Annotated in this window: 14 protein-coding genes; 6 read left to right on the top strand and 8 right to left on the bottom strand. The window is 45.5% G+C overall.

Translation table 11 applies throughout. The features are described from left to right. Positions 1–144: 144 nt before the first annotated feature. The 8 genes from HZA10_10255 to HZA10_10220 form a co-directional block, all read right to left on the bottom strand. Positions 145–861 (bottom strand): type 1 glutamine amidotransferase, encoded by a 717-nt coding sequence (locus HZA10_10255; GenBank protein MBI5196686.1) that lies wholly within the window; start codon positions 859–861, stop codon positions 145–147. Between the two features lie 3 nt (positions 862–864). Beyond that, entirely contained in the window at positions 865–1,203 is a 339-nt protein-coding gene (locus tag HZA10_10250) for a P-II family nitrogen regulator (protein ID MBI5196685.1), read from the bottom strand. A 102-nt stretch (positions 1,204–1,305) separates the two neighbouring features. After that, complete coding sequence (locus HZA10_10245) at positions 1,306–2,601, bottom strand: ammonium transporter (protein ID MBI5196684.1); 1,296 nt, start codon at positions 2,599–2,601, stop codon at positions 1,306–1,308. Between the two features lie 212 nt (positions 2,602–2,813). After that, complete coding sequence (locus HZA10_10240; protein MBI5196683.1) at positions 2,814–3,152, bottom strand: P-II family nitrogen regulator; 339 nt, start codon at positions 3,150–3,152, stop codon at positions 2,814–2,816. 132 nt (positions 3,153–3,284) lie between these two features. Continuing rightward, complete coding sequence (locus HZA10_10235; GenBank protein MBI5196682.1) at positions 3,285–4,634, bottom strand: ammonium transporter; 1,350 nt, start codon at positions 4,632–4,634, stop codon at positions 3,285–3,287. Positions 4,635–4,775: 141 nt separating this feature from the next. Next, positions 4,776–5,645: a hypothetical protein gene (locus HZA10_10230; GenBank protein ID MBI5196681.1), complete on the bottom strand. Its 870-nt coding sequence runs from the start codon at positions 5,643–5,645 to the stop codon at positions 4,776–4,778. 14 nt (positions 5,646–5,659) lie between these two features. Next, positions 5,660–5,860 (bottom strand): hypothetical protein, encoded by a 201-nt coding sequence (locus HZA10_10225; GenBank protein ID MBI5196680.1) that lies wholly within the window; start codon positions 5,858–5,860, stop codon positions 5,660–5,662. 200 nt (positions 5,861–6,060) lie between these two features. After that, on the bottom strand, positions 6,061–6,219 hold the full coding sequence (locus tag HZA10_10220) for a hypothetical protein (GenBank protein ID MBI5196679.1): 159 nt from the start codon (positions 6,217–6,219) through the stop codon (positions 6,061–6,063). Between the two features lie 96 nt (positions 6,220–6,315). Here HZA10_10220 and HZA10_10215 point away from each other — a divergent pair, with 96 nt between their 5' ends. The 6 genes from HZA10_10215 to acpS form a co-directional block, all read left to right on the top strand. After that, complete coding sequence (locus HZA10_10215; protein MBI5196678.1) at positions 6,316–7,944, top strand: AAA family ATPase; 1,629 nt, start codon at positions 6,316–6,318, stop codon at positions 7,942–7,944. Between the two features lie 26 nt (positions 7,945–7,970). After that, a complete protein-coding gene (locus tag HZA10_10210; GenBank protein ID MBI5196677.1) occupies positions 7,971–8,675 on the top strand; it encodes a general secretion pathway protein GspB in 705 nt (234 codons plus the stop codon). Between the two features lie 3 nt (positions 8,676–8,678). After that, positions 8,679–9,665, top strand: coding sequence for an ABC transporter ATP-binding protein (locus tag HZA10_10205; GenBank protein MBI5196676.1), 987 nt, complete (start codon positions 8,679–8,681; stop codon positions 9,663–9,665). 111 nt (positions 9,666–9,776) lie between these two features. Continuing rightward, the gene (locus tag HZA10_10200; protein ID MBI5196675.1) at positions 9,777–10,730 is read left to right on the top strand and encodes an ATP-binding cassette domain-containing protein; all 954 of its coding nucleotides are present in this window, start codon (positions 9,777–9,779) and stop codon (positions 10,728–10,730) included. Positions 10,731–10,892: 162 nt separating this feature from the next. After that, entirely contained in the window at positions 10,893–11,603 is a 711-nt protein-coding gene (locus tag HZA10_10195) for a pyridoxine 5'-phosphate synthase (protein MBI5196674.1), read from the top strand. Further along, a partial coding sequence (gene acpS / locus HZA10_10190; GenBank protein MBI5196673.1) for a holo-ACP synthase occupies positions 11,600–11,925 on the top strand: 326 nt, incomplete at its 3' end. The genes HZA10_10195 and acpS, both read left to right, overlap by 4 nt.

Genomic DNA, 11,925 nt, shown 5'->3' with positions numbered 1-11,925 from the left:
TAATTCCTCCTTTGTTTATTGATTGGTAAATTATAACACTGTAAATAGTACAGGTCGTTTTTTGTCATTCCGTCCCGATACTTCGGGAATGCGGAATCCAGTATTTTTTCATCTGGATTCCTGCTTCCGCAGGAATGACGAACTTTAGTGTGTGAAAAATTTTTCATAAAACTTTTCCGCCCTTACGGAATATTCCCTGTAAAATGTTTCCGAGTCTTTCTCAATTTTCTGAAAATCAGGCGCATCCCTGAGCCAGTCCGTTATCATCTTCCGTGTCACTTCAATATGGAATTGAAACGCATAGGCGTTTTTGCCGTACTTGAAAGCCTGATTCGGATACAATTCAGAAGATGCAAGTCTTACTGCGCCTTCCGGAATATCAAAGGTCTCTCCATGCCAGTGGAAGACAGTTAAAAGTCCGGAGCCTGCCTGTCGATAGGCAAGGTCCGGAGCCTGCCTACCAGGCAAGGTCAGGAGTGAAGAAAACAACTCATCCTTTAATCCATCCTCCGTAAGTCCGATATTATACCATCCACTCTCTTTTTGCGGGCCCGCATAAACCTTTGCGCCCAAAGCCTTTGCCATTATCTGGGCGCCGAGACATACGCCAAGAACTTTTTTGCCTTTTGAAATAAAATCCCTGACAAGAGTTTCTTCGTCTTTGATATAGGTATAAATGTTGTCTTCATTTACACTCATGGGCCCGCCCATCATTACAAGCGTGTCAAAGGCATCGGGAGCGAGGAGCCTGACGCCGGCTGAGAGGTCTACAATACAATAAGAGATTTTCTGTAACTTGAGATAATCCTCAATTGTCCCGGGCCCTTCAGTTATTATGTTTTTACAAATTAGCACTGACATAAACTAAACCGCTGCCTCTCCTTTTTCACCTGTTCGTATCCTGATTACCTCATCAATATTTGAGATAAAGATCTTTCCGTCGCCGATGTCGCCTGTTTTTGCATGCTCCTGAATCACGGAGATTGCCTCCTCTGCTATTTTATCCGGCACGACCATCTCTATTTTTACCTTCGGAACAAAATTTATGTCATACTCGGCCCCGCGGTAAAACTCTATGTGCCCTTTCTGTCTTCCAAAACCCCTGACCTCAGTCACCGTCATTCCCTGCACGCCGAGTTCATTCAGGGCTTTTTTTATCTCATCAAGCTTGAACGGTTTAATTATCGCCTCAATCTTTTTCATTTTTAACTCCTTTTTTTCTGTCATTGCGGCTTGTCCGCAATCCCTCTTAAGAAAGATTCCCGACAAGCGGGAATGACAAATTGTGTGAAATTCTTGTAATAATTACTGCGTATACGCGTTTTCACCGTGAAGAGACTGATCCAGTCCAAGAAACTCTTCACCGTCCTTGACCCTCAGCCCTATTGTCCAGTCAACAAGTTTAAGAATGATTAGCGTTGAGATAAAAACAAAAATATAAGATACTATTACAGAGGCAGACTGTGTCCAGAGCAATGAAGGATTACCGAAAAACAGTCCATCCTTGCCGGCAGAGTTTATGGCTGTTGATGCAAAAAGCCCTACCGCCAATACTCCCCAGGTCCCGCTGACGCCGTGAATCCCGATTACATCAAGCGAATCGTCATAGCCGAGTCTTGATTTCATATTAACGCCCATGTAGCACAAGGCCCCTGCAATTATGCCGATTAATATTGCCGACAGGGGGCTGACAAAACCTGCGGCAGGTGTTATGCCTGCAAGCCCTGCCACAGCGCCGCTGACTGCGCCGAGCGCAGTAGGTTTTCCCCTCTGCATCCATTCAATAATGAGCCAGCTCATAGCCGCAGCGCCGGCGGCTGTGTTTGTTGTTACAAATGCTACCGAGGCAAGCCCTCCGGATGTCAGTGCGCTGCCTGCATTAAAGCCAAACCAGCCAAACCATAAAAGTCCTAATCCGAGTATGGTCATCGGCAGGTTGTGCGGCAGCATCGGCTCAATGCCGAAGCCCCTGCGTTTTCCTATGACCATTATTGCCGCCAATGCCGCAACTGCTGAACTTATGTGAACCACTATTCCTCCTGCAAAATCCAGCGTGCCGAGTTCTTTTGCAATCCATCCGCCGCCCCACACCCAGTGGCATAACGGCGAATACACAAATGTTACCCATAGTATCGTAAAAATAATCAGCGCCGAAAACTTCATCCTCTCAGCAAATGCTCCTGTAATCAGCGCCGGAGTTATGACTGCAAATGTACTCTGAAACATCATAAATATCAGATGGGGGACAGTTGGCGCAAACGTGGAGGGCTCTTGCCCTACACCGTTAAGTCCAAACCATTCAAGGCTTCCTGAAATGCCCCATTTATCAGGCCCGAATGCAAGCGAATATCCCCACAATACCCATATTACACTTACCATGCAAAGCATGATAAAGCTGTGCATAATGGTTCCGAGCACGTTTTTCCTCCTGACCATACCGCCGTAAAAGAGCGCAAGCCCCGGTGTCATCAGCGTTACAAGCGCTGTTGAAATCAGCATCCATGCGGTATCGCCGCTGTTTATGGCAGACGGTTCTCCGGCATAAGCGAGGCATGGCAAAACTAAACTTACTGTTGCTGTCAGGATAAACCTCAATTTCATGAACACCTCCATTCAGGTTATTTTCAATAGAGGTAGTTGCAAAAGTCATGCTTAAATTTAACTCCTTGATTTATTGTAAAAAATTATATTTTCATTCCATACAATTTTGTAGGAAAAGATTGTATGCATTTAAATTTTTCTTTAAAAACATAGGGATATGTACCATAGCTACAAAAATGTAGGAACTACATTTTTGTAGCTATGGCTTGCGATTAAACTGCTGCCTCTCCTTTTTCACCTGTTCGTATCCTGATAACCTCATCAATGTTTGAGACGAAGATCTTTCCGTCGCCGATGTCCCCTGTTTTTGCATGCGCTTGAATCACGGAGATTGCCTGCTCAGCTATCTTGTCCGGCACGACCATCTCTATCTTTACCTTCGGGACAAAATTTATGTCATACTCTGCCCCGCGGTAAAACTCTACATGTCCTTTTTGTCTTCCAAAACCCTTAACCTCTGTTACTGTCATGCCCTGTACCCCAAGTTCATTCAGCGCCATTTTTATCTCATCAAGCTTGAATGGTTTAATTATCGCCTCTATCTTTTTCATAATGTCTCCTTTTGTTTTTTTCCGTCATTGCGGCTTGTCCGCAATCCCTCTTAAGAAAGATTCCCGCGATCCCTGACAAGCAGGGACAGGTTCTGCGGGAATGACAAATTATGTGAAATCCTTTAGTGATTTTTACGACGTATACCCGCTTTCTCCGTGCACTGACTGGTCTAAACCAATAAATTCGCTCTCTTCATTGACTCTTAATCCGAGAGTGAGGTCAAGAACTTTTAGAATAATCAGTGTAATGACGAAAGAATAAACCCATACGGCGCCGATGCTTATTAACTGGTTAACCAGCAGTGAGGCATTGCCGAAAAATAGTCCGTCATTACCCGCTGAGTTAATTGCCTTTGATGCAAATAATCCGGTTGCAATTGCGCCCCATGTGCCGCCGACTCCATGAATGCCCACTGCATCAAGAGAGTCGTCATATCTGAGTTTTGTCTTGAGATTTACTGCCATGTAGCATATGACGCCGGCTGCCAATCCGATGACTATTGAGGACATCGGTTCGACAAAACCCGAGGCCGGAGTAATTGCAACCAGTCCGGCAACAGCGCCTGACACAGCGCCGAGCGCTGTCGGTTTTCCCCTGTGCATCCATTCTGCAGTCATCCATGTTAGTGCGGCAGCAGCAGTTGCAATATGTGTCACAACAAATGCAGATGTTGCAAGCGCGCCTGATGCCACTGCGCTGCCGCCGTTAAACCCGAACCAGCCGAACCACAACAGCGCAGCGCCTAAAAATGTCATCGTAAGATTATGCGGAGGCATTGATTCCTTGTTGTAGCCTTTTCTTTTGCCGACCATAAGGGCGGCGGCAAGCGCTGATACACCCGAGCTTATATGCACAACCAGCCCGCCTGCAAAGTCAAGCGCGCCCAGGTTTCTTATCCATCCACCGAGGCCCCATACCCAATGCGCAACAGGTGAGTATACAAAGGTGGCCCAGAGCACGAGAAATAAAATGTATGTGCTGAATTTGAAACGTTCTGCAAACGCGCCTGTTATCAGTGCGGGAGTGATGACTGCAAACATCATCTGAAATATCATAAAGGCCTGATGCGGGATTGTGGCCGAATAATCAGGATTCGGATCCAGCCCGACATTTTTTAATCCGGCCCAGTCAAGACTGCCTATGAAGTGCCCGATGTCAGGACCAAACGCAAGGCTGTATCCGTAGAGCACCCATATGATGCTGATTACCCCCAATGCGATGAAGCTCTGCATTATAGTGCCTAATACGTTTTTGCGTCGGACCATGCCGCCGTAAAACAATGCGAGCCCCGGTGTCATTAGCATTACAAGCGCAGTTGAGATTAAGACCCATGCAGTGTCGCCGGTATCAACCTTCGGCACAGGCGCGCTCTGCGCAACTGCAGGAACAGTGGGGGGTGCAAGAGGAACCTCCTCTGCAAAGACAAGGCTTGTTAAAACAAGCAAACTGATTATGATTGAAAAACTTAATATTTTTTTCATGGCGATGCCTCCTTTTTTGTGTTCTGTCATTGACATGAAAATGCTTTTTGGTTGTCATGCCCCGATTAAATCGGGGCATCTTTCTTCAGAAGGATTCCCGCGATCCCTGACAAGCAGGGACAGGCTCTGCGGGAATGACAGTTAGAAACTTAACGCCATATTGACACCCGACACAAATGTATCGTCAAGTTTTCCGTTATGGTTATAAGAACTGTTGTCAACTGTTCTTTCCGCCCTGTCAGACAGCGGGAACCAGTACTGAACAAGTGGTTGAACATTGATATTTTTTGCAACTGGTATTGTAAAACCGGCCTTTATCATGCCGTCATGGAGCGCAGAGTATTTTTTGCCGGTATATGCGCTTGTAGTGCTTTCATACGTGTTCCAGTAGTCATTGTCCCCCATGAAATATCCTGCGGATGCGCCAATATCAATGGTGATATCCTTGTAAATAGGCAGTGACTGTGAGAGCGCAAGGTTTATATAGGTGCCCGGATATTCATTTATATCGCGGTAAACTGACAATACGGGTTTGAGCACAGTATCATAGCCTACTGTAAAAAACAGCTCTTCGGTTTCTGCAGTGTATTTAGTGCCGTAGTAAATATATCCGGCAGTCATGCTGAGTTTATCTATCGCATACGTATAGCTCAATGTCAAATCAGTTTCATTAAAACTTTTGTGCCCGGCTCTGTCAGGGACAAAGGACTGTGTGAGGTGTTCGTCGCTGTCAATGTTGCCCCATAAAGAGGCTGAAAACCATTTATATGAAACGCTGACAGAAGGCTGAATAACAAAACTGTTTGAGCTTAGTTCATATCCTCTAAAGATATATTTGTTAAAAACCCCGGCTGATGCGCTTCCTGACACAGGTGGTGTTTCCGTATGCTGAAGCGTAACCTCCTTTTGCGTTTCTACCTTGTGCGCATCCTTGATTTCTTCTGCAAATGAAATTTTTGCAAGACTGAAACATACTAATAACGCTGTACAGAACATAATTTTTAATTTCATGCTGCCCTCCAAAGTTATTTATTCCTCAGACCAAGGTCTGCGGCTGCTTCTTTTTTTATTTCGTATTTCTTAATTTTGTATCCAACTATTCTCTCGGTTATGCCGAGTTTCCTTGCCGCCCTTGCAATAACCCAATTACATTCTTTGAGCGCGTTGATTATCTCCTCCTGCTCAAACTCTTTAATTTTTTCTTTTAGTGTTTTTGTTTCAGTCATCCTGAAATTACTAATGCGAAAATCATGCGAGAAGTTATTCCATTGATTTTTAAGGATTGTTTAATAAACATCTACATACAATTTTGTATGTTTAGTACAATTTTGTAGTTGTGCAAGTTTTAAGTCTTGGAGGGCTGGAACATCAGGTTAATAAGTTAACCGCTACATAAATAAGCTGTCATTGACCCGAAAATGCACTTTCATAATAGTTCCCTCCCCCTTGACGGGGGAGGGTGTGGGTGGGGGAGATTAAGGATGTTCTTTTCACCCTCCCCTTCATCCCCTCCCGTCAAGGGAGGGGAGACTTTAAGATACTTCGCTGTCTTTGCAGCGGGGAGGTTTATTGATATTGTTTTCATACACCCTACGCAAGGGGTTGTTTTTTGCATGGTGCTTGTATTACTCTTTTAATAGTTTCAATAACAAATAATAGTTTCAATAACAAAGCGCTGCCTATGTATAAAGAATATTTTGGTCTTGCGGAAATGCCGTTTTCCATTGCCCCTGACCCGCGCTATATCTACATGAGCGCTCAGCACAGGGAGGCCTTGGCGCATCTCGTGTATGGATTTAACGGGGACGGCGGCTTTGTATTATTAACTGGAGAAATAGGCACCGGCAAGACAACCATCTGCCGCTGCCTCCTTGAACAGATTCCCAAAAACTCCGCTATTGCCTTCATTGTTAATCCTAAATTAACTGCCGTGGAACTGCTGGCAACGGTTTGTGACGAGTTTGGAATTAAATATCCCGAGGGCAATACCAGTGTCAAGGTGTTTACAGACCTTATTAATACATTTTTGCTTGACGCTCATGCAAGGGTGCATAAGGCCCTGCTTATTATTGATGAAGCCCAGAATCTCAGTACTGATGTGCTGGAGCAGTTACGGCTGCTGACTAATCTGGAGACCAATAAATTCAAGCTGCTTCAGATTATCCTCCTTGGACAGCCTGAACTAAGGGATAAGCTGTCAAGGCCTGAACTTCAGCAGCTTGCGCAGCGGATAATTGCGCGGTATCATCTCGGTCCCCTGTCAAAGAAGGACATAGCCGCATATGTTGCACACCGCTTATCAGTTGCAGGGGTACGCAGGGAGATATTTTCTTTCCGGATCATGCACAGCATATACAGGCTGAGCAGGGGAGTCCCGCGTTTGATTAATGTATTATGCGACAGGGCGCTGTTAGGGACATATGTTCAGGGGAAAAATGATGTTGACAAGCCGACGATTAAGACAGCGGCACGGGAAGTTTTCGGCGAAGCTGAATATAAAGGTTATCGTAAAAAGATATCCGTATGGATGTTTGCTGTAATACTGCTTGCAATTTCTGCGGTCGTGTTTGCGGCAGCCTATTTTAATTACAAGAAAGAACAACCGCCGGCCCTGAAGGAAAATACAGTAATTACACCTCATACTTCTTCATTACCGCCTGCAGAACAGCCGAAGCCCTTAAGTAAGCTGAGCAATTTGGGTAATCTGAACAGGCTGAACAAAGAGGCTGCATTAAAATCAATTTTTAAACAATGGGGCATTTCATATCAGTCAGGAAAGAAAGCTTCTGCATGTGTACAGGCGCAGGCGTATGGTCTGCGGTGTTTAAATACAGTGAGCAGTTTTGAGAGTCTGCGTCGCCTTAACAAACCAGCTTTATTAAAGCTGTTTGACAGGCAAGGCAGGGAGTTTTATGCGGCATTGACAGCTATCAAGGCTCAGACGGCTGTACTCGCGCTTGGGACGGAGACTAAAAATGTATCTGTAAAAGATATTGAGGCGCACTGGTTAGGCGAATACACTTTGTTATGGCGCCCCCCTCAGGATTATCAGCGAGACATATACCCGGGCAGCAGCAGCACTGTGATACTATGGCTTGAAAATCAGCTGTCGGCAATAAACGGAAAGCCTGCTCAATCCAGTAAGAATTTTTTGTATGACGGAGAGCTTGTTAAGCAGGTCAAAAAATTTCAACTTGCAAACGGATTGGTCCCTGACGGGATTTTAGGCGCAGAGACATTGATTTATCTTGACAAGGCAACCGGTGCAGATGTCCCCGCACTTGAGTATAAAAACGCCGGAGGCGCATAAATATAGCGTAAAGAGGAATTTAAACGATGTCATTTATACTTGATGCATTAAAAAAGCTGGAACACAAGCGCCACCGCAGCTCTTTGCCGGGGCTGCTTACAGTCCATGATTTTACTTCAGAGAAACCGGTTAAACGTTTCCCCCTGGCTTATTTTCTTGCGGCGGTTTTACTGGTGAATGCCGCTGTAATGCTTGTGTGGCTGCATCCGTGGAGGTCTGACAATCAGCATGTTGCTAAGCAGGCGATAGATTCTCAAAGCTATGAGGCGCCTTTGGTCAGGACAGGCGGAGAGATTTCTGAAAAACAGACGCCGGCCTTGCCTCAGCGTGACGCCGGAATTAAGTCTGCCTTAACTCCTCCTCCCGCGGCAAGGCAGGCAGATGTTATTCCGCAGGCTCCTCCGGCGAAGCCCATTGCAGTTGGAACTAAAAAAATTCCTGAAGCGCTGCCGTTACCGCCTGCAGAACCCAAGATAAACTCCATACCCGCTCAGGGAGAAACAATTTATGATAAAAACGAACTCCCTGCCTCGGTCCAGCAGGGACTGCCTGATATTTTGATTGCAGGACATATATATTCCAATAATCCATCGTCGCGCATGGTCAACATTAACGGAAAGATTTTGCGTGAGGGTCAATCTATAGCCGGCGGGCTGAGGCTTGAAGATATTACTGAATACGGGGTTGTCTTAAATTATCAGGGCTACCGCTTTCGCATGAGGGGATATTAGATAATGCCCCGGCCTCTCCTTTCAGTTGAAGACCTGAGCGTTTCATTCACAACTGAAAATAAATTACGGCGGGAAATCACTGCGGTAGAGGGCGTAAGCTTTAACGTCATGGAGGAAGAGGTTGTAGGCGTTGTCGGTGAGAGCGGGTGCGGCAAGACGCTGACTGCGCTTTCAGTAATGAGGCTTTTGCCGGCAAATACTTCTTTTTCCGGGAGGGTCTTTTTTCAGGGCGGAGATATTTTCAGCAAAAAAGAGTCTGAACTAAGGGACCTCAGGGGCAGATATATTTCCATGGTTTTTCAGGAGCCGATGACTTCTTTGAATCCTGTATTGACTTCCGGCTACCAGATAGCCGAGGTTTTGACGGCGCATAAAAACATGGGCAAAAAAGAAGCCATGAATGAGGCGGTTGAACTGCTCAAGGCGGTGAAGATTCCTTCGCCTGAGACAAGGGTTAAGGAGTATCCGCATCAGATGAGCGGCGGGATGAGGCAGAGGGTCATGATTGCAATGGCAATTGCGTGCAAGCCGTCTCTTGTCATTGCAGATGAGCCGACGACAGCGCTTGATGTCACGATTCAGGCGCAGATACTTGAACTGCTGGATAATTTAAGAAAGGACAGCAGGATGTCATTGTTACTCATAACCCATGACCTCGGAGTTATCGCCGAATGGGCAAAAAAGGTTGAAATAATGTATGCGGGCAGGATAGTTGAAGAGGCCCCTGTCAGGGAGATATTTCTTAATCCGAAACATCCCTACACAATAGGACTTCTTAAATCGCTTCCAAAGAAAAAGGGTGAAAAGCTTACACCGATACCCGGACAGGTGCCGAGACTAAGCGAACTTCCGGCAGGATGTAAATTCTCTCCAAGGTGCCGCTATGCAATTAAAGAATGTAATTTGAAGGAGCCGGAGCTTGCTGCAGTAAATGATAAGGGGGGATTTTCAGGACACCTCAGCCGGTGCATAAGGGCAAATGAATTATGAAGGTTTATTTTGTCATTCCCGTGAAAACGGGAATCCAGAGAGGATGTTGGGGTGCATTTCAATATGCTTCTACTGGATTCCGGGTCAAGCCCGGAATGACAGCAAAAACAAATGGAAATACTTAAACTACAAAACGTAAAAAAACACTTTCCCCTTAAGGGTGGAAACATTCTTAAGGCAGTTGATGACGTCAGCTTTTCAGTTAAGGAAGGACAGGTCTTCGGGCTTGTGGGAGAAAGCGGCTGCGGCAAGTCAACACTTGCAAAATTAATTCTGAGACTGCTCATGCCTGACAGAGGGAAGATTTTTTTTGATGATATGGACGTTGTGGAAGCCCGCGGCGAGACGCTTTCAAAGATCAGAAAAGGGCTTCAGATTATATTTCAGGACCCTTTTGCATCGCTTAATCCGCGCAAACGCGTCGTGGATGCAGTCGGCGAGGCGCTGATAGTAAATAAAATTGCGCCGAGAAGCGAGATAAAGAACAGGGTTGTGGAACTGCTCAAAAAGGTCGGACTCAACGGAGAGACCCTTTACAGGTATCCGCATGAACTAAGCGGCGGGCAGAGGCAGAGGGTCTGCATAGCAAGGGCGCTTTCTGTAAATCCCAGACTTATAGTTGCAGACGAACCCCTTTCAGCGCTTGATGTATCCATTCAGGCGCAGATAATCAATCTGCTTGAGGATTTAAGGCGGGGCGACGGTAGGGGGTCTGAACTTTCATATGTTTTCATAAGCCATAATCTTCAGGTAATTGAGCACCTCAGCGATTTAGCGGCTGTGATGTATCTCGGTAAAATAGTGGAGTCGTCACCGACGAATGAGCTTTTTAAAAAACCGCTTCATCCTTATACCGAGGCGCTTTTATCTGCTGTGCCAAAGCCTGATGTTGATAAAAAAAGTTCAAGGATAATCCTTGAAGGCGATGTGCCGAGTCCTGTGCATATTCCGCCGGGATGCCCTTTTCATCCCCGGTGCCACAGGAGATTTAAACCGTGCGGCAAAGAGATTCCTGTTTTAAAAGAGATAAGCAATGGGAGATGGGTTTCGTGCCATCTGTTTTAACTAACAGTTCAACATTGTTTAAAGTTGTTTAAAATTGAACGATTTGAACAAGGTTGAACTGTTTAAACGATTATTGAATGAGTCTCAATTTATTTGAACGATTTGAACAATCTTAAACGAATTAAACAATTTGAACGGGTATTATATTCAAGGAGGTAATACATGCTTCTCGGCGTTAATATTGACCATGTGGCGACTGTAAGAAACGCAAGGGGGGGGTGCGAGCCTGACCCTGTGTTGGCTGTGCCGCTTGCAATAAGGGGCGGTGCGGACGGAATCACCGTTCATTTACGAGAAGACAGAAGACACATACAGGACAGGGATTTAAAAGAAATAAGGAAGATGGTGAGGAATGTTGAGTTCAATCTTGAAATGGCGGCAACAGATGAGATGACAGGAATTGCCATGAAAATAAAACCCGGCATGGTTACTCTTGTTCCTGAAAAAAGGCAGGAGCTTACAACAGAGGGCGGGCTTAATTTTAAAACGAGCGGAAAGAAGATTAAAAAGGCGGTTGATTTATTGCAGGGCAGGGGCATACCGGTGAGCCTTTTTATAAATCCATCAATTGCAGATATTGAGGCGTCAAAAAAAATAGGCGCGCGGATGGTTGAGATTCACACAGGGCTTTATTCAAACGCAAGAGGCAGTAAACAGGCGAAAGAATTAAGCAGGGTAAAAAAGGCGGTAAAAAAAGCCCTTGGGATTGGTTTGCTGGTTAATGCAGGACACGGGCTGAATTATACGAATGTGGGGGGAATTGCGTCCATTAAGGGGATAAGAGGGCTTTATATCGGACACAGCATCATCTCAAGGGCAGTCTTCGTGGGAATAGAAAGGGCAGTGAGAGAAATGAAAGAGGCGGTGGGATGATATACGGAATCGGCATAGACCTTGTAAAGATTGAGCGGATGAAAGAGGCCGTTGATAAATGGGGAAGAAAATTCCTTGAGAAGATATTTACGGAAAATGAGATTGCATATTGCTATGAAAAAAAAGAGCCGTATCTTTCATTTGCTGTAAGATTTGCCGCAAAAGAGGCTTTGGTTAAGGCAATCGGCTCTGAGGTGTTTATTCCGCTGACTGATATTGAAGTTATGAATTTTGAAAATGGGAAGCCGGTGATTAAGGCCAGAGGCTTGCTTGAGGCGTTTTTCCAAGAGAAGTCAATCAGCCATTGCCATCTGTCCCTCAG

The organism is Nitrospirota bacterium (assembly GCA_016212185.1).
Lineage (GTDB): Bacteria > Nitrospirota > Thermodesulfovibrionia > UBA6902 > DSMQ01 > JACRGX01.
The sequence above is the reverse complement of the archived record's forward strand: the minus strand, read 5'-3'. Positions and strand labels throughout refer to the sequence as shown.

Excerpts from the sequence above, each read along its gene's own strand:
- HZA10_10225 (MBI5196680.1), bottom strand. The coding sequence starts at position 5,860 with ATGACTGAAACAAAAACACTAAAAGAAAAAATTAAAGAGTTTGAGCAG.
- HZA10_10245 (MBI5196684.1), bottom strand. The coding sequence starts at position 2,601 with ATGAAATTGAGGTTTATCCTGACAGCAACAGTAAGTTTAGTTTTGCCA.
- HZA10_10195 (MBI5196674.1), top strand. The coding sequence starts at position 10,893 with ATGCTTCTCGGCGTTAATATTGACCATGTGGCGACTGTAAGAAACGCA.
- HZA10_10255 (MBI5196686.1), bottom strand. The coding sequence starts at position 861 with ATGTCAGTGCTAATTTGTAAAAACATAATAACTGAAGGGCCCGGGACA.
- HZA10_10230 (MBI5196681.1), bottom strand. The coding sequence starts at position 5,645 with ATGAAATTAAAAATTATGTTCTGTACAGCGTTATTAGTATGTTTCAGT.
- HZA10_10240 (MBI5196683.1), bottom strand. The coding sequence starts at position 3,152 with ATGAAAAAGATAGAGGCGATAATTAAACCATTCAAGCTTGATGAGATA.
- HZA10_10250 (MBI5196685.1), bottom strand. The coding sequence starts at position 1,203 with ATGAAAAAGATTGAGGCGATAATTAAACCGTTCAAGCTTGATGAGATA.
- HZA10_10210 (MBI5196677.1), top strand. The coding sequence starts at position 7,971 with ATGTCATTTATACTTGATGCATTAAAAAAGCTGGAACACAAGCGCCAC.
- HZA10_10215 (MBI5196678.1), top strand. The coding sequence starts at position 6,316 with ATGTATAAAGAATATTTTGGTCTTGCGGAAATGCCGTTTTCCATTGCC.
- HZA10_10220 (MBI5196679.1), bottom strand. The coding sequence starts at position 6,219 with ATGAAAACAATATCAATAAACCTCCCCGCTGCAAAGACAGCGAAGTAT.
- HZA10_10235 (MBI5196682.1), bottom strand. The coding sequence starts at position 4,634 with ATGAAAAAAATATTAAGTTTTTCAATCATAATCAGTTTGCTTGTTTTA.
- HZA10_10205 (MBI5196676.1), top strand. The coding sequence starts at position 8,679 with ATGCCCCGGCCTCTCCTTTCAGTTGAAGACCTGAGCGTTTCATTCACA.
- HZA10_10200 (MBI5196675.1), top strand. The coding sequence starts at position 9,777 with ATGGAAATACTTAAACTACAAAACGTAAAAAAACACTTTCCCCTTAAG.